Origin of the sequence: Cloacibacterium sp. TD35, assembly GCF_028864635.1 — a bacterium.
In the GTDB taxonomy this organism is placed as follows: domain Bacteria; phylum Bacteroidota; class Bacteroidia; order Flavobacteriales; family Weeksellaceae; genus Cloacibacterium.
Window position 1 is genome coordinate 1535255 of record NZ_CP104850.1, and the last position, 17703, is coordinate 1552957.

The 17703-nt window shown below is 34.1% G+C and carries 13 protein-coding genes; 10 read left to right on the forward strand and 3 right to left on the reverse strand.

Features of this window, described 5'->3' with window-relative positions:
- Nucleotides 1-34 precede the first annotated feature (34 nt).
- The gene (locus N7277_RS07145) at nt 35-1306 is read right to left on the reverse strand and encodes a hypothetical protein (RefSeq protein ID WP_446715136.1); all 1272 of its coding nucleotides are present in this window, start codon (nt 1304-1306) and stop codon (nt 35-37) included.
- A gap of 183 nt (nt 1307-1489) precedes the next feature.
- Here N7277_RS07145 and N7277_RS07150 point away from each other — a divergent pair, with 183 nt between their 5' ends.
- Nucleotides 1490-2608: a DNA polymerase III subunit gene (locus N7277_RS07150; protein WP_274778887.1), complete on the forward strand. Its 1119-nt coding sequence runs from the start codon at nt 1490-1492 to the stop codon at nt 2606-2608.
- A 33-nt stretch (nt 2609-2641) separates the two neighbouring features.
- Here the strand turns inward: N7277_RS07150 and N7277_RS07155 are convergent, their stop codons facing one another.
- The gene (locus tag N7277_RS07155) at nt 2642-2857 is read right to left on the reverse strand and encodes a hypothetical protein (protein ID WP_274778888.1); all 216 of its coding nucleotides are present in this window, start codon (nt 2855-2857) and stop codon (nt 2642-2644) included.
- A gap of 133 nt (nt 2858-2990) precedes the next feature.
- On the opposite strand from N7277_RS07155, the gene N7277_RS07160 reads away from it, so the two are divergent.
- The 4 genes from N7277_RS07160 (at nt 2991) to N7277_RS07175 (ending at nt 7691) form a co-directional block, all read left to right on the forward strand.
- Nucleotides 2991-3620: a TetR/AcrR family transcriptional regulator gene (locus N7277_RS07160; protein ID WP_274778889.1), complete on the forward strand. Its 630-nt coding sequence runs from the start codon at nt 2991-2993 to the stop codon at nt 3618-3620.
- Nucleotides 3604-4914 (forward strand): TolC family protein, encoded by a 1311-nt coding sequence (locus tag N7277_RS07165; RefSeq protein WP_274778890.1) that lies wholly within the window; start codon nt 3604-3606, stop codon nt 4912-4914. Before N7277_RS07160 ends, N7277_RS07165 begins: the two co-directional genes overlap by 17 nt.
- Nucleotides 4915-4949: 35 nt before the next feature.
- On the forward strand, nt 4950-6035 hold the full coding sequence (locus tag N7277_RS07170) for an HlyD family secretion protein (protein ID WP_274778891.1): 1086 nt from the start codon (nt 4950-4952) through the stop codon (nt 6033-6035).
- 78 nt (nt 6036-6113) lie between these two features.
- Nucleotides 6114-7691 (forward strand): MDR family MFS transporter, encoded by a 1578-nt coding sequence (locus tag N7277_RS07175; RefSeq protein ID WP_274778892.1) that lies wholly within the window; start codon nt 6114-6116, stop codon nt 7689-7691.
- 35 nt (nt 7692-7726) lie between these two features.
- On the opposite strand, the gene N7277_RS07180 is transcribed toward N7277_RS07175, so the two are convergent.
- Entirely contained in the window at nt 7727-8629 is a 903-nt protein-coding gene (locus N7277_RS07180) for a CorA family divalent cation transporter (RefSeq protein WP_274778893.1), read from the reverse strand.
- A 169-nt stretch (nt 8630-8798) separates the two neighbouring features.
- Here N7277_RS07180 and N7277_RS07185 point away from each other — a divergent pair, with 169 nt between their 5' ends.
- The 5 genes from N7277_RS07185 to N7277_RS07205 all read left to right on the forward strand — a co-directional run bounded on the left by N7277_RS07185 (nt 8799) and on the right by N7277_RS07205 (nt 17688).
- A complete protein-coding gene (locus N7277_RS07185; protein WP_274778894.1) occupies nt 8799-9821 on the forward strand; it encodes a 3-oxoacyl-ACP synthase III family protein in 1023 nt (340 codons plus the stop codon).
- Nucleotides 9822-10041: 220 nt separating this feature from the next.
- Nucleotides 10042-12807, forward strand: a complete 2766-nt coding sequence (gene ppdK, locus N7277_RS07190; protein ID WP_274778895.1) for a pyruvate, phosphate dikinase — start codon at nt 10042-10044, stop codon at nt 12805-12807.
- A 159-nt stretch (nt 12808-12966) separates the two neighbouring features.
- A complete protein-coding gene (glgB, locus tag N7277_RS07195; protein WP_274778896.1) occupies nt 12967-14904 on the forward strand; it encodes a 1,4-alpha-glucan branching protein GlgB in 1938 nt (645 codons plus the stop codon).
- A gap of 36 nt (nt 14905-14940) precedes the next feature.
- Nucleotides 14941-16350, forward strand: coding sequence for a glycogen synthase (locus tag N7277_RS07200; RefSeq protein WP_274778897.1), 1410 nt, complete (start codon nt 14941-14943; stop codon nt 16348-16350).
- Nucleotides 16351-16416: 66 nt separating this feature from the next.
- The gene (locus N7277_RS07205) at nt 16417-17688 is read left to right on the forward strand and encodes a glucose-1-phosphate adenylyltransferase (RefSeq protein WP_274778898.1); all 1272 of its coding nucleotides are present in this window, start codon (nt 16417-16419) and stop codon (nt 17686-17688) included.
- Nucleotides 17689-17703: the final 15 nt, after the last annotated feature.

A 17703-nucleotide genomic window follows, 5' to 3' on the forward strand; every position in this document is an offset into this window, starting at 1 on the left:
CTATAAAATTTATGAATAAATTATATTGTTCGGTTTATTCGTAAACTCTTTTCTGGAACCATTTATCGGCAAAATTAATTCCAACTTTTACATTGAAGAAATTTTGTTGGATAAGATTATTTTCTAAAGTTCCTCTTCTACCAAATTCTAATCCTAAATCTATACCACTCATTCTAATGGCATTAGATTTTTCGAAAGGTAAGGTAACGCCAGCAGTAACTCCATATTGGTTAATGCTAGTTCCGTTAATGCTTAGATTTCCCTTTTCATAGAAAGCACCATATCTGTAAACTACACGGTTTAAATAACTTCTGAAGTCATTATAATTGGGCACATACCATCCCCCAGCAGAAATTCTATAAGAATCTTCATAAGTGAAAGGCTGGCCTAAAAACATAGTGGTAGAACCTTTTTTGTAATCCATTTGAGCTGAAGCAAACCATTTTGCATCGTGACCATAACCAATCCCGAAAGAGGCTTCCGTAGGAATGAGATTTTTATCCTCACTGCTCTTGTTTTCTATTTCGGTAATGTTTAGTTTTTGGTCTAGATAGTAATAGTAAGTGCTGTTTAGGAACTTAGTTTTTACATTACCAGTTGTACCAAAGGTGTAAGTAGCACCTAAAGTAAGTTTTTTATCATTTTTGAATTTTTTCTGGTAAGTAGAGCCTAGTGTAAAGTTAAAAGTTTTAATTCTATTAGAAGTTTCAAAACCATTGATCAATTCTGCATTAGAATAAGCCAATTCTTCTACATCTGCTAATTTACCGAAGTAGAAATTACTTCTTAACCCTACTGCCAATTCTTTATTAACTTGATAACCGAAAGCAGCTTGAATGGTATTTAATGTACCTTCGCCATAAAAATGGTTTGCTTTTACTGTTTTGTCAGCCAATGAATCTTTAGTAATGATATCATATCTTTTTGAACTATAAGGCTGATAACCGAAGCCAAATTTCAATTTTTTTGAAATAGGAAAAGCTATAGAGATGTTAGAAAGATAATTAGAATGTTTATTAGCGCTTAATCCATTAAAATCAGTTTTTAAAGATTGGTTCTCATTGGTCATTTGAACCCTAAATGAAGTAAGCTCTAGATTGGTGTTTGCAGCTGGGTTTTTAAAGTTAAAACTATTGTTGAAATCCCAAATGTAAGCGGTGTTAATACCACCCATTGAATTGGTTTCTACCGAGTTATCATATTTTACTTCGCCGATACCAAATGCTGCATAAGGAGAATTACCTAAACTTTGCGCTTCTACACTTAAACCAACAGCAATGAAAGGTAAAAGAAAAATTCTTTTTATCATTATCTTTTTTAATTAATGCGCAAATATCTTAATTATTACTGAAACGTGAAAGTTAATAACCGTTAAATTTCACAGTATTAAAGACGAATTGATTAGAAATTTTTACAAAATTAACATAAAATCGAAAAAACTTGCAACATCCAGCTTTTCACTTCCCGCCAAATTCTTATCTTTGAAACTATGAATTGGGAAGAAATTGTAGGACAAAAAAAAGTTATAGAAACGCTTAAAGACGCTATAGATAAAGAAAGAGTAGGCCATGCTCAGTTATTTATTGGCGAAGAAGGTTTCGGCGTTTTACCATTGGCTCTAGCTTATGCTAAAGAAATTCTTAAAAGAGAAAATGAACATGCTGCTTCTAAAGTAGAGCACCTTAATCACTTAGATTTACATTTTAGTTTTCCAGTTTTTACAGAAAAAAGCAACGCATTAAGTCAGCGTTTGTTTGAGGATTTTAGAAATATGATTTTAGAAAATCCTTACGCTTCCATCAATGATTGGAATGAAACATTAGACGCTCAAAACAAGCAATTGTTTATTTCTGCTGATGAAGTAGATGCACTGAATCAGAAGTTTGCGCTCAAAAGTTTTGAAGGAGGAACTAAAATTCTCATTGTTTGGCGTGCTGACAAAATGAATATTACTGCAGCCAATAAGTTTTTAAAATTTTTAGAAGAGCCACCCAAAAAGACAATTATCTTGCTTCTTGCAGAAAAAATAGACACCATTTTGCCTACCATTTTATCAAGGTGTCAAGCGATAGAAGTGCCTAGAATAGATGACGAAAGTTTAGAACAAGGAATCAGAAGTCAATTTGATATTTCCGAAGAAAAAATAAAAGAAGTCATTCACCAAGCGCAGGGGAATTACAATACAGCGCTACAATTGCTTCAAAATGATTCAGCAAATGATGAATTTGAAGAACTTTTTATCGATTGGGTGAGAAATGCCTTCATGGCGAAAAAGAAACCAGAGGTTTTGAGAAATATCGTTCTTTGGGGAAGAAATATCGCTTCTTGGAACAGAGAAAAACAGAAAAATTTCTTAGATTTTTGTTCTGAGATGTTCAGATTGGCATTATTGCAAAATTATGATGCAGAACATTTGGTTTACAAGCGTTTATCTAAAAACGGATTCAATTGGGAAGCATTCACCAATTTTATTCATGGGGCTAATATTGTAGATATTTTAGAAGAAATCTCCGATGCTGATTTGCATCTTTATAGAAATGCAAACGCCAAAATAGTTTGGACGGATTTAGGCATAAAATTAACCAGATACATTCACCGAAGTGCATAAAAAAATCCCGAAATTTTCGGGATTTTATTTTTTCTAAGCTGCTTTTTCTTTTTTAGCAGCACAACAAGATTTTTTGTCTTTGTTGGCTTCAGCTTTACAGTCTTTTTTGTCTTTAGAAGCGCACTCTTTTTTGTCTTTAGAGCTGCATTCTTTTTTATCTTTTTCGGTGCAACAAGATTTTTTCGGTGTTTCTTGAGCCATGCCTAATGTAAATAGTGAAATGGCTAATACTGCGATAATTTTTTTCATATAATTTAATGTTTATTATTTCAAAAGTAATTAAAATTATAATATCTAACACTTTTCATTGATAAAATAAATCAATCAATCGTTTGATTGATTTCTAAATTTGTTTACATTTGCGCCTTCAAAAATCAAAACAATGGAACATTCTACGGATAAAAAAATTCTCTATACTGCAGAAAAACTATTTGCAGAAAAGGGTTTTGATGCTACTTCTACTAGAGATATTGCAAAATCTGCTGGAGTAAATGTCTCGATGATTTCTTATTATTTCGGGTCGAAAGAAAAGCTTTTCGAAGAAATTTTTAAAGTGAGAATGAAGGAAGGACAATCTTTTGCCTATGAAATTTTAGAAAATCCAAAGCTCAATGAATGGGAAAAACTCATTAAAATCATAGAAAACTATATCAATCGTGTGAAGACTTTGCCAGAGTTTTATTCTATTCTTCAATCGGTTTATAATATCAATAATAGCGGAAACGAACAGATTTTAAGTTTTCTAAGAACTTCTAAAATTGGTTATATCAAAATTTACCAAAGAATTTTAGAAGAAGGCTGTGAAAATGGTGTTTTTACCAAGAAACCGGATTTGTTTTTTCTCCATTCGGTGATTGTAGGAACGGTTTTTTATTCTAAACAAGGCATGAATTTGTATAGAGAACTTTCTGGAAATCAGTCAGATGAATATTATAATATCTATTACGACAATCTTACCCAAAATTTAACCATATTATTAAAAGACCTTTTAGGTTATGAACAAAAAAATTAGAAACATCTTTGGGATTTTACTTTTTAGCATGAGTATTTCCCAGATTTCGAGCCAAGAAACTAGAGCTATTTCTCTGAATGAAGCGGTAAAACTTGGAATCGAAAATAGCAAAAATCTAAAAATAGATGCTGCTAAAATAGAAGAAAGTACAGCTCAATTGCTGGAAGCAAAGAACAATCAGCTTCCTAGCCTGAAATTGGGAGCTACTTATTTACATCTTTTCAGCCCAAATGTTAATCTTAAAACAGAAAGTGCGGGTGCGGCGAATAGTTTGAAAATTAATGATGTAATGTACGCTTCTGCAAATCTTTCTTATCCCATTTATGCAGGTGGAAGAATAAAATACGGAATTCAGTCTGCTGAATATTTGGTAGAAGCTTCTAAATTATCTGCAGAAAATGACAAGGAAGCCATTGCTTATAATATTTCTCAGGCTTACAATAATTTATTCAAAGCATCTCAAATCATCAATGTTTTAGAAGAAAATCTTTCGGCTTCACAGAAAAGAGACGAAATATTTTTGAAATTAGAAAATAACGGTTTGATGGCAAGAAATGACAGATTGAAAGCTCAGTTGCAAACGTCTAATATTGAACTTCAGCTTTTAGATGCCCAAAACAATTACAGCATTGCCAATATTAATATGGACTTGCTTTTAGGTTTGTCCGAAACTACAATTCTAAAAGTAGATGAAGATTATATTAATGAAATTTCAGAAAACCAGCCTGTTTCTTATTACCTAAGTCAAGCTTTACAGCACAGAAAAGATTTACAAGCACTCGATTATCAGAGAAAAGCTGCAAACTTAGGAACCAAAGCTGCAAAAGCTGAAAATTTACCAAGTTTAGCAATTACAGGTGGTTATGTAGCAGCAGATATTCCAGGATTTGTAACTATTACTAACGCGATTAATATAGGATTAGGTGTTTCATATAACTTAGACAATCTTTGGAAGAAAAATTCTTCTTTGCTAAAATCTCAAGCAAGAGAAAAACAATTAGAAGCCAATAATGAACTTCTGAATGACCATATAAAACTAGAACTCAATAAGGATTTCCAGAATTCTAATTTGGCCAAAAAGAAAATAGAAGTTTATGAGCGTGCATTAGAACAAGCGACAGAAAACTACAGAATTACTAAAAATAAATATGATAATGGCTTAGCGAATATTACCGATTTGCTAGAAGCAGACGCAGCTTTGGTAGGTGCTAAAGTAAATGTAATTAACTCTAGAGCAGATGCGGCATTAGCATACAAAAAACTATTACAAACCTCAGGGATTCTTAATCAATAATCAAACTCAAATTTAGATATAAACATTATTATAAAATGGAAAATCAAACAAAAAATAAAAAAAGTCCAGTTTTTGGGATTATTTTAACCATCGTTATTGTGGTAGGTGCTATTTATGGTTACAAAAAATGGTCTTATAGCAATGCTCACGAAGAAACAGATGATGCACAAATTGCATCTAATGTAAGCCCTGTGATTTCTAAAATTTCTGGTTATGTGGCAGAAGTAAGAGTAAAAGACAATCAGTTTGTGAAAAAAGGTGATACCTTAATTATCCTTGAAAACAAAGACCAATTAATGGCTTTACAACAAGCTGAAGCTGCGCTAGGAACTGCAAAAAGCAATCTAAATACCGCTCAAGCTGGTGCTGCAGCAGCGAATAAAAGCATCAGTACATCAAACGCAGCAGTGGCTACTGCAAATGCACAGATTGAAGCGGCTAAAGTAAACGTTTGGAAAACTACCCAAGATTTAAAACGTTACGAAAATCTAGTAAAAGACCATTCGATTATGCAGCAACAATATGACCAAGTTCTGGCAGCGAAACAAGCAGCAGATAAGCAATTGCAAATTTTGGTAGAACAAAGAAATCAAGCTGCTCAGCAAACAGGTTATGTATCTTCTCAATCAGAAGCAACTTCTCAACAAATTGGCGTAGCAAGTTCTATGATTAAACAAAGAGAAGTAGATGTGCAAAATGCTAAATTAAATCTTTCTTATACCGTAATTACTGCGAAACAAGATGGTTATGTTTCTAAAATTCCAGTACAAGTAGGTCAGTTTTTACAAGCAGGAGCACAGTTATTCAGCATTGTTTTAAATAATGACAAATGGATTGTAGCAAATTTTAAAGAAACACAATTAAACAAAATGGTAGAAGGTCAAAAAGTAGAAATTAAAATAGATGCTTTCCCAAATGATGAGTTCGAGGGAGTGGTAAGTTCTATTTCGCCAGCTACTGGTTCCACCTTTTCTTTACTTCCTCCAGATAATGCAAGTGGAAACTTCGTAAAAGTAGTTCAAAGAGTTCCTGTGAAAATCACTTTTAAGGATTTAAAGCCTGAAGTAGCCAAAAGATTAAGAGCTGGAATGAATGTTTTAGTAGACGTAGAAGTAAAATAGAAAAAAGTTAAATGAGGAATGTTCAGGATTAAAAAAAATAAAATTCTAAACGAAACTCAAAACTTGAAATAAAAATTTATGCAAGATTCATTAGTAGAATATGGTGCAAGACGAGTGATTATTACCATCACTGCCATTCTCTGTGCATTGCTAGAGATTGTAGACACTACCATAGTAAATGTAGCGCTGAACGAGATGAAAGGGAATCTCGGCGCTACACTTTCTGAGGTAGGTTGGGTAATTACCGCTTATGCGATTGGTAACGTCATCATAGTGCCTATGACGAGTTGGCTTTCGCAACAATTCGGGAGAAGAAATTATTTTGCGGCTTCTATTGTGATATTTACGGTTTTCTCATTTTTATGCGGAAATGCGAGCAATATTTGGGAACTCGTTATTTTTAGATTATTACAAGGAATAGGAGGTGGTGCACTTTTGGTAACTTCTCAAACGATTATTACAGAGTCTTATCCCATCGAAAAAAGAAGTATGGCACAAGCTATTTATGGTTTGGGTGTTATTATTGGTCCTACATTAGGTCCGCCATTGGGAGGTTATATTGTAGATAATTTTAGTTGGCCATATATATTTTATATCAATATTCCTATTGGGATTGTAGCGACTTTGCTTACGCTTCAGTTTGTAAGAAGTCCTAAATATTCTGAGAAAAAATCTGCAAGTGATGTAGATTGGTTAGGGATATTTTTATTGGCAATAACGGTAGGTTCTTTACAATATATTTTAGAAAGAGGTCATGAAGACGATTGGTTCGAAAGTAAAGTAATCCTTACTCTTACTTTGATTTCTTTCTTTGGTTTCATCTTTTTTATCTGGCGAGAATTAACCTACAAATATCCAATTGTAGAACTTCGGGTCCTTAAAAATGGAAATTTAAGAATAGGTACGGTCATGTCATTCATTTTAGGCTTTGGTTTATACGGTTCTACTTTTATTATTCCGCTTTATACGCAGAGTATTTTAGGTTGGACAGCTCTACAATCAGGTGCTTTAATGATTCCAGCGGCATTAACCACCGCTTTTATGATGCCCATAATCGGTAGATTGTTAACTCGAGGAGCGAAACAGCAAGTTTTAGTAGCTTTAGGATTGTTTATCTTTTTCATTTATAGTTTTTGGGGATATAAATTATTAACTCCAGATACAGGAAAAGACGCCTTCTTTTGGATGCTTATTGTGAGAGGAGCTGGTTTAGGATTGTTATTTATTCCTATTACATCACTTTCATTAAGTACATTAAAGGGAGCTCAAATTGGTCAAGGAGCAGCTTTTACAGGGATGATGAGACAGTTGGGAGGCTCTTTTGGGGTAGCTGCAATTACCACTTTTATTTCTAATCAAAATATGTTTTACAGAAGTGATTTGGTATCGAAATTAGATGTCAATAGTTTGCAGGTTCAACAAAGAATTGCTGCGCTAAAAGCTAATTTTATTGCCAAAGGAATGACGCCTGATCAAGCGCTCGCTTCGGCGTATAAAATTCTAGATTTTTCTGTGATGAAACAAGCTACGGTGCTTTCTTATATGGATGTCTTCCTCTATTTAGGAGTCATGTTCCTTATTTGTATTCCTTTTATTTTATTCATCAAAGAAAGAAAAGGAGGCAGAACAATAGATCCCAATGAAGCCATGCATTAAAAATAAAAAAGACATCAAATTTTGATGTCTTTTTTTTACCATTTTTTCCTACGTATGTAAATAAAGGTAATAATCACGATGAGCCCCATCAAACCTAATGTTGCAAAGTAGCCATAAGGTTTTGTAATTTCTGGCATATTTTCGAAATTCATTCCATAAACTCCCGCAATGAAGGTAATAGGCAAGAAATAAACCGAATAAATGGCTAGCATTTTCATTACCTGATTGGCTTTTTGATCAGAGAGTGCCAGGAACATACTCATTAAATTGTTGGTTTGTAAATGCAGGTGGTAAAAATCACTGATGGCATCTTTATAGCTGTCTTTCAAGTCCTTTATTTCTACAGAATCTAGAGGCAATTTTTCATAAGAACTTACCCAATCTGATGAAAGATTCAGCACTTTCAGATTGAGTCCTACTTTTCTTTTGAAACGGTAGAGTCTTTTCAGCTGTGCAGAATTAGAAACGTTTTTTAGAAAAACTTCGTTTTCCATTTTATCTAATTGGTCTAGAAAAACCTCGTTTTCTTGTTCAAAAGAGGTAAATATTTTTTGTCCCAAATGAAGCGCTAACTGATAAGGTGTTTTGAAATTTTCTGGGTGAATTGCTATTTCTTTCAATAGAGATTTTATGGCATCATTTTCTATTCTGTGAACAGTAAGAATGAGATTGTCTTTCAAGAAAATTCCTAATTTGGTACTTACATCACTTATCGTATTGAGGATGAGTCTTTCGGTGGAAGTATTTAATCTGGTTAGGAAAAATTTTATTTGGCCATTATCTTCGAATTTTGGCAAGTGATTTGGGTCTATACAATCTTCTAACCAATAGTGATTTATATCATATTTTTTAGAAATTTCGGCGATGTCTTCTGGCTTCATTTCTAAGATGTCTATCCATTCATATTCTATGGTTTTGTGAAGTACACTCTCGGTCATAGTCTAATTGCATTAATTTTATCAAATGTATAAATTTTTTAAATACGTTAAAAAATGCTTATTTATATAATTATTTTAAAAGGCTTTAATACATAATATTTATTGCTCATGTTAATTATATGTTAAAAATAAAGTCTTATTTTTGTAGCCCACAAATTTTAAAAACTTTATGATTAAGAGTGTAATAAAAGGATATGGTTATTATGTTCCTGAGAATGTGGTAACGAATGACGATTTGTCTAAGTTGATGACTACAAATGACGAGTGGATTACAGAGAGAACTGGTATCAAAGAACGCCGTCATAGAAAAGATAGAAACGATAGCGAAGAAACGACAGCTTTTTTAGCAAAAAAGGCAGCTGAAAAGGCTTTGGAAAAAGCAAATCTAACAGCTAAAGATTTAGATTTCATCGTTTTCGCTACTTTAAGTCCAGATTATTTCTTCCCAGGAAGTGGTGTAGTTTTACAAGAAATGCTAGGCTGTGATACCATCGGTGCATTAGATGTAAGAAATCAATGTTCAGGATTTGTATATGCAACCAGTGTAGCAGATGCTTTTATCAAAACAGGTACTTATAAAAATGTATTAGTTGTAGGAGCAGAAGTTCACTCTTTTGGTTTAGATTTTACTGATGATGGTAGAGGGGTATCTGTAATTTTCGGAGATGGAGCAGGAGCTATTATTCTTTCTGCGTCTGAAGATGAAAACGAAGAAGGTATTTTAGCAGTAAACATGCACTCAGAAGGTAAATACGCAGAAGAATTAGCTGTAAAATTCCCAGGAAGTAAACTAGGATGGATGGATAGAGTCCTTTACGAGCCAGAAGCTGTTGCAAGACAAGATATTTATCCAGTTATGAATGGTAATTTCGTATTTAAACATGCGGTAACCAGATTCCCAGAAACCATGATGGAAGCATTAACTAAAGCTGGGAAAACTCCAGATGACTTAGATATGTTTATTCCTCATCAAGCGAATTTGAGAATTGCTCAGTTTGTACAACAGAGATTTGGTTTACCAGACGAAAAAATATTCAATAATATTCAAAAATACGGTAATACTACTGCAGCTTCTATCCCTATCGCACTATGTGAGGCTTTAGACCAAGGGAAAATTAAAAAAGGAGATTTGGTTCTTCTTTCAGCTTTCGGAAGTGGTTTCACTTGGGGAAGTGTGCTCTTTAGATATTAATTTATTTGATAAATGATAATTAAGACCTTTCAGTATTTTCTGAAAGGTTTTTTTTGTAACTAAAGTGACGAAATCGAAAAATTATTAGCCTCTTTTTATTAAATTTACATGACATTTATCAAAATTGACAAATGTCAGCAAATAATAAAGGAATTTATTATACAGTAGTTTGTAATTTTGTTACAGAAATTATAAGAGAAAAATAACAAATTAATATATTATGGCTACAACAGCAAAAAATGAAAAGTATGTGTATTCCTTCGGTGGTGGTAAAGCCGATGGAAATGAGTCAATGAAGAATCTACTTGGTGGAAAAGGGGCTAACTTAGCAGAAATGGCTGGTCACAAAGATCTTAAATTACCTGTTCCTCCTGGTTTTACCATCACTACAGAAGTATGTACATATTTCTACGCTAATAAAAGACAATATCCTTCTACATTAGAAAAGCAAATAAAAGATGCACTTGCTCAAGTTGAAAAATTAATGGGCAAAAAATTCGGAGATGTTAAAAATCCTCTATTAATGTCTGTTCGTTCTGGTGCTAGAAAATCTATGCCAGGGATGATGGATACTGTTCTTAACATCGGTCTTAATGATGAAACCATCAAAGGTCTTATCGCAGAAAGCGGTGACGAAAGATTTGCTTATGATGCTTACAGAAGATTAGTAATGATGTACGCAGACGTAGTAATCGAAAAAGCAGGCGGTATGGAACCAGCGAAAGGTATTGGTATCCGTAAAATCATGGACGAAAGATTAGAAGAAGTTAAAAAAGAAAAAGGCGTAGAATTAGATACTGATCTTTCTGCTGATGATCTTAAAAAATTAGTAAAAGAATTCAAAGCTTTAACTAAAAAACACCTAAAACAAGACTTCCCTGAAACTCCATGGGATCAATTAATGGGAGGTGTAGGTGCTGTATTCGCTTCTTGGAACGGAAAACGTGCAATTGAGTACAGAAGAATCGAAAGAATTCCAGATGAATGGGGAACTGCTGTAAACGTACAAGCTATGGTATTTGGTAACATGGGGGATAGCTCTTGTACAGGTGTAGCTTTCACTAGAAACCCAGGAAACGGTGAAAATAAATTCTATGGAGAATATTTAGTAAACGCTCAAGGGGAAGACGTAGTAGCAGGGATCAGAACTCCAGCTCCTATCAACCAATATTCTAAAAACGACCATAGTAAAAATTTGACTACTCTAGAGAATTTCATGCCAGAGCAATACAAAGAGCTTGATGAAATTCAACAAAGATTAGAAAAACACTATAAAGACATGCAGGATATAGAATTTACCATCGAAAAAGGTAAACTATATATGCTACAATGTAGAGTGGGTAAAAGAAATGGTGTATCTGCAGTAAAAATGGCTGCTGATATGTACAAAGAAGGAATGATAGATGCAGAAACAGCAATCCTTAGAGTAAATCCTAATCAATTGGTAGAATTATTATTACCAATGTTCGACCCAGATATCGAAAAAACGCACAAAGTAATTGCTAAAGGTTTACCAGCTGGTCCTGGTGGTGCTGTAGGTAGAGTGGTATTCTCTTCAGAAGAAGCAGTAGAATGGGCTTCTAAAGGCGAAAAAGTAATTCTAGTAAGAGAAGAAACTTCTCCAGAAGACGTAGATGGTATGCATAAAGCAGAGGCTATTCTTACTACAAAAGGTGGTATGACTTCTCACGCGGCTTTAGTAGCTAGAGGTTGGGGTAAATGTTGTATCGTAGGATGTAGCGAAATATCTATCCATGATAAAGAAAAATATTTTGTAACCAAAGACGGTAAAAAAGTAAAAGAGGGAGATTGGGTATCTCTTAACGGTAGTAAAGGAACTGTTTATGAAGGTTCTTTACCATTAATTGATGTAGATTTAAATAAAAATCAAGCCTACAAACAATTAATGATTTTGGTAGACAAATATAAAACAATGGGTGTAAGAACAAATGCTGATACTCCTAAAGATGCTCAACAAGCGACTTATTTTGGTGCAGAAGGTATCGGATTGTTTAGAACAGAGCACATGTTCTACGGTGAAGGTAGTGATAAACCATTATTCTTATTAAGAAAAATGATCATGAGCGACACCGAGCAAGAAAGAAAAGTAGCGCTTAATGAATTATTTACTTTCGTAAAAAGAGACATCAAAGCAACTTTAGAAGTAATGAAAGGAAATGCAGTAACCATCAGATTACTAGACCCACCTTTACACGAATTCGTGCCTCACGATAAAGCGAAGTTACAAGAACTTTCTAAAGAGTTAGGTGTAAGCATGAGCATCTTAAACAGAAGAATCCTTGCATTACACGAAAACAACCCAATGCTTGGTCACAGAGGTGTACGTTTAGGAGTTTCTTATCCAGAAATTACCGAAATGCAAGTAAGAGCAATCTTCGAAGCAGCAGGTGAATTACAAAAAGAAGGCGTAAAAGCATTCCCAGAAATTATGATTCCTGTAACTTGCGGTAGACACGAACTTTCTCACCAAAAAGCAATCGTAGATAGAGTTTACGATGAAACTTTAGAGAAATTAGGAGTTAAAAAAATTCCTTACATGTACGGAACCATGATTGAGATTCCTAGAGCAGCACTTAAAGCAGATTCTATGGCGCAAGTTGCAGATTTCTTCAGCTTTGGTACCAATGACCTTACTCAGATGTCTTTTGGTTTCTCTAGAGATGATATCGGTGGATTCTTACCTACATATCTAGATCTTAAACTATTACCTGGAGACCCATTCGTATCTATTGACCAAACTGGTGTAGGCGAATTAATCAAAATAGGAGTAGAAAGAGGTAGAAAAACAAAACCAAACTTAAAAGTAGGTATTTGTGGTGAGCACGGTGGTGATGCAGAATCAGTAAAATTCTGTCATTCTATTGGTATGAATTATGTAAGTTGTTCTCCATTTAGAGTTCCTATCGCTAGATTAGCTGCTGCACAAGCTGCAATCGAAGATAAAAAATATGTGAAAACTTCATAACAATATTTATAATTAACAATAATAAGCCGCATAGAATTTCTATGCGGCTTGTTTTTTACTAAATTTAAGAAACATTTAACCTCCTAAAACTTTGTACTCTCGTTTACTTGCAGTAAATTAGTGTGTTTATTTAACACTTCTAAAAACGCTAATATCACCATGACATACCAAGTAGTACCTCACTCCCTTTTTTCTGAATTTGATATCCATCTTTTCCGTGAAGGAAAACACTTTAAGCTCTATGAAAAAATGGGTTCTCATAAAGTAGAGATAGACGGTAAAACGGGCGTTTATTTTGCGGTTTGGGCTCCTAATGCAAAACAAGTTTCCGTAATTGGAGATTTCAATAATTGGGATTCTAGAGTTTCTGAACTCAAAATCCGTTGGGATGGTTCTGGGATTTGGGAAGGTTTTATAGAAGGGTTAGATTTTGGCGTGATTTACAAATATGGCATTCAGACTTATAGCGGTGCTTATTTAGAAAAAGGTGATCCCTATGCTTTAAAATGGCAACAAACCATTCAGGCCGCTTCTATTGTAGATACTACTTTCTACGAATGGAAAGACCAAGAATGGATGAAAAACCGCCATCAAAACAATTCTTTAGAATCTCCTATTTCGGTTTACGAAGTTCATTTGGCTTCTTGGATGAGAGGAACAGATGATCCTAACCGTTTTTTCACTTACAGAGAAGTTGCAGAAAGACTCGTTCCTTATGTGAAGGAAATGAATTTTACACATGTAGAATTTATGCCCGTGATGGAATATCCTTTCGATCCGAGTTGGGGTTACCAAATAACTGGTTTCTACGCGGCGAGTTCTCGTTTTGGAACGCCACAAGATTTAATGTATTTGATAGAAGAATTGCACAAAAATGAAATTGGTGTAATTCTCGATTGGGTTCCTTCTCATTTTCCAGGAGATGCCAATGGTTTACATTATTTTGATGGAAGTTTTCTCTATGAGCACGAAGATCCAAGAAAAGGATTTCACCCAGATTGGAAATCTCATATTTTCAACTACGGAAGAAACGAAGTAAAATCTTTCTTGATTTCAAATGCTTGTTTTTGGTTAGATAGGTATCATGCCGATGGTTTAAGAGTAGATGCAGTGCGTTCGATGCTTGAGTTAGATTATTCCAGAGCAGATGGAGAATGGGAGCCAAATAAATATGGAGACAATAGAAATCTGGAAGCGATTGATTTCATCAAAGAGATGAATACTATTGTGTACAGAGAATTTCCAGATATACAAACGATTGCAGAAGACAGTAGTGATTTTCCTAAGGTTACCAAACCTATTTATGATGACGGATTAGGTTTCGGAATGAAATGGATGATGGGCTGGATGCACGATACCTTAGATTATTTCGAAGAAGACCCTATTGCTAGAAAATATCATCATCATAAACTCACTTTCAGTACCATGTATATGAATAATGAGAACTACATGTTGCCATTATCTCATGACGAAGTAGTACACGGAAAAAGTAGTTTGATTTTTAAAATGCAAGGCGACGAATGGCAGAAACACGCCAATTTAAGAGCATTGTATACGTATATGTACACGCATCCAGGTAATAAATTGCTTTTCATGGGTGGTGAATTTGGTCAAACTCACGAATGGGATTTTAGCCAAAGTTTAGATTGGCATCTTCTGCAATATCCAATACACAAAGGATTGCAGAATTTTGTGAAAAATTTGAATACAGTTTTCAAGTCCGAAAAAGCACTTTACGAAAATAATTTTAATCCATACGGTTTTGAATGGATTGAAGCAGATGACGAAGATAATTCTATCTATGTTTTTCTAAGAAAAGGAAAATCTGAAGATGAAGTACTCATGTCTGTTTTGAATCTTACTCCTAGAACTTTCGATTATAAAATTGGAATAGAAGAAGGAACAAAATGGAAAGTGATTCTCAACTCAGATGCTCCAGAATTTGGAGGAAGTGGAGTAGTTCCAGAAATCAAATGGTACGAAGAAACCCCATGGAATAATAAACCCAACTCTATGATTGTTACTTTGCCTCCGCTTTCAGGAATAATTTTAAAACAAACCGAGAAAATTAAAAAGAACCAAGTAAAAAGCAAATAATAACATATAATTCATAACTTATAACTCAAACTCAAAATGAAAGTTTTCCATTTAAGCGTAGAATGTTTTCCGGTAGCTAAAGTAGGCGGTTTAGCAGATGTAGTAGGTGCGCTTCCTAAATACCAAACCAAAATGGGAATTGATGCCAAAGTAGTAATGCCTTGGTATAATAAACCATTTGTAAACGAGAACGAATTCGAAGTGGTTTTTGATGGTTTTATTCATCAGATTCATCACATGTACCAAGTATTGGTCATGAAAGAAAAACATAATGTTTTAGGATACGAATTGTATTTGGTGAAAATTCCATGGTTGTTAGATAGAGATCAAGTGTATGGTTATTTAGATGAAAGTCAGCAGTTTATTGCGTTTCAGCATGCAGTTTTGCACTGGCTTTCTGCTATGGAAATTCGTCCAGATGTCTTGCATTGTCATGATTATCATACGGGTTTAGTTCCGTTTATGGTAGAACATTGCCAAGATTTCGACTTTTTAAAAGGCGTAAAAACCGTAGGAACCATTCATAATGGGGAATATCAAGGAACTATGGATTGGCAAATGTCTAATTATATGCCACGTTTTGACGCTTGGAAATGGGGCCTTCTCGATTGGAACGGAAGGATTAATCCTTTGGCGACCATGATTAAGTGCAGTCATGAATTCACTGCGGTTTCTCAAGGTTATATGCATGAGTTGTTTGAAGATGCGCAAGGATTGCAAGACTTAATTAGACAAGAACACAGAAAAGCACATGGAATCATCAATGGAATAGATACAGAAGTTTGGAATCCTATGACGGATATAATGCTTAATGATCATTATTCTAGAGAGAGCTTTGAAGAAGGTAAAGAGAAAAATAAAACATGGCTTTGTGAAGAATATGGCTTGAATCCAGAACTTCCGCTTTTTGCATTTATTGGAAGGTTTGCTGGCGAAAAGGGAGCAGATATGTTACCAGATATTGTAAGAAGAAGTATCTCAGAAACCGAAGGTGCTTTAAATATTCTCATCTTAGGTTCTGGAAATTCACAAATAGAAAATACACTGAAACAGCTTCGAGAAGAATTTCATGTAAATTTTGCGATGGATTTAGGATACAAAGAAGATTTATCACACAAAATTTATGCAGGTGCAGATTTCTTATTGATGCCTTCTCGAGTAGAACCTTGTGGATTGAATCAGATGTATGCCATGAGATACGGAACCATCCCAATTGTGCGTTATACAGGTGGTCTAAAAGATACCGTAACAGACATTTCTTCAGGAGGTTATGGCTTAAACTATACCTTCCCAGGAACTGATGATGCTGTGCATGCTATAAAAAGAGCACTGTATCTATACGATGATAAAGAAGAAATTCAAAATTTACGAAATACAATAATGAATTTGGACTTTTCATGGCAGAAATCTGCCGAAAATTATGTAAATTTATATCGTAAAAATTAAATATAATTTCATTTATGAAGTCTATTTTCACTTTTTATAAAAATTCAAAATAAAACCACAAAATATATGAAACCAAGTGTTATATCTATTGTATTAGGAGGAGGTAGAGGTAGTAGGCTATTTCCACTTACAGATAAGCGTTCTAAGCCCGCAGTTCCCATCGCAGGAAAATACAGATTAGTAGACATTCCAATTTCTAATTGCCTTAATTCTGGCTTTAATAGAATTATGGTACTTACACAGTTTAACTCGGCGTCGCTTAATTCTCATATCAAAAACACCTATCACTTTGATATTTTTAGCAAAGGTTTTGTAGATATTTTGGCAGCAGAACAAAGCACAGATAATGAAAGTTGGTATCAGGGAACAGCAGATGCAGTAAGACAATCTATGCGTCATTTAGACAAATATGATTATGACTATATTCTTATTCTTTCTGGTGACCAATTATACCAGATGGATTTTAGAGAAATGATAGATTTCCACATTCAAAATGTTGGAGACATCACCATTGCTACCATTCCTGTAAACAGCAAAGATGCTACTGGTTTTGGTATTTTAAAAGCGAATGACGAAAACCAAATCACATCTTTCGTAGAAAAACCATCTGCAGATGTATTACCAGAATGGAATTCTGAGGTTTCTGATGATATGAAGCAACAAGGCAGAGATTACCTTGCTTCTATGGGGATTTATGTATTCAATAAAAAAGTTTTGAGAAAAATGTTTGAGGAAGACAAAGGAGATGACTTTGGCAAAGACCTCATCCCAAATGCAATCAATAACGGGTATAATACGCTAAGTTATCAATACGAAGGCTATTGGACAGATATAGGAACCATCGGTTCTTTCTTCGAAGCGAATATGGATTTAACCAATGAATTGCCAAAATTCAACATGTTTAGCAATTCACCTATTTACACAAGACCTAGAATGTTGCCACCTTCTAAAATAAATGGTTCTTTCGTAAATAAAGCCATTTTTGCAGATGGATGCATCATCATGGCAGATAAAATAGAGCATTCACTCATTGGGAACAGAACCAGAATAGAAAAAGGAAGTACTGTAATTCGTTCTTATATTATGGGAGCAGATTATTATCAAAGTCCTGAAGACATGGCAGAAAATGATGCCAAGGGAATTCCAAACATCGGGGTAGGTAAATTCTGCTATATAGAAAATGCTATTTTAGATAAAAACTGTCATATTGGGAACAATGTAAGGATTATAGGTAGCAAACATTTGCAAGATGGAGATTTCAAAACCCATTCTATAAAAGACGGAATAATCGTGGTAAAAAAAGATGCCATCATAAAAGATGGAACAGTGATACCATAGAGTTTTTTTATTTTT

Bases quoted from the DNA above. Each gene is read 5' to 3' on its own strand.
- N7277_RS07150 (WP_274778887.1), top strand. From the start codon at position 1,490: ATGAATTGGGAAGAAATTGTAGGACAAAAAAAAGTTATAGAAACGCTT.
- N7277_RS07155 (WP_274778888.1), bottom strand. From the start codon at position 2,857: ATGAAAAAAATTATCGCAGTATTAGCCATTTCACTATTTACATTAGGC.
- N7277_RS07160 (WP_274778889.1), top strand. From the start codon at position 2,991: ATGGAACATTCTACGGATAAAAAAATTCTCTATACTGCAGAAAAACTA.
- N7277_RS07165 (WP_274778890.1), top strand. From the start codon at position 3,604: ATGAACAAAAAAATTAGAAACATCTTTGGGATTTTACTTTTTAGCATG.
- N7277_RS07170 (WP_274778891.1), top strand. From the start codon at position 4,950: ATGGAAAATCAAACAAAAAATAAAAAAAGTCCAGTTTTTGGGATTATT.
- N7277_RS07175 (WP_274778892.1), top strand. From the start codon at position 6,114: ATGCAAGATTCATTAGTAGAATATGGTGCAAGACGAGTGATTATTACC.
- N7277_RS07180 (WP_274778893.1), bottom strand. From the start codon at position 8,629: ATGACCGAGAGTGTACTTCACAAAACCATAGAATATGAATGGATAGAC.
- N7277_RS07185 (WP_274778894.1), top strand. From the start codon at position 8,799: ATGATTAAGAGTGTAATAAAAGGATATGGTTATTATGTTCCTGAGAAT.
- ppdK (WP_274778895.1), top strand. From the start codon at position 10,042: ATGGCTACAACAGCAAAAAATGAAAAGTATGTGTATTCCTTCGGTGGT.
- glgB (WP_274778896.1), top strand. From the start codon at position 12,967: ATGACATACCAAGTAGTACCTCACTCCCTTTTTTCTGAATTTGATATC.
- N7277_RS07200 (WP_274778897.1), top strand. From the start codon at position 14,941: ATGAAAGTTTTCCATTTAAGCGTAGAATGTTTTCCGGTAGCTAAAGTA.
- N7277_RS07205 (WP_274778898.1), top strand. From the start codon at position 16,417: ATGAAACCAAGTGTTATATCTATTGTATTAGGAGGAGGTAGAGGTAGT.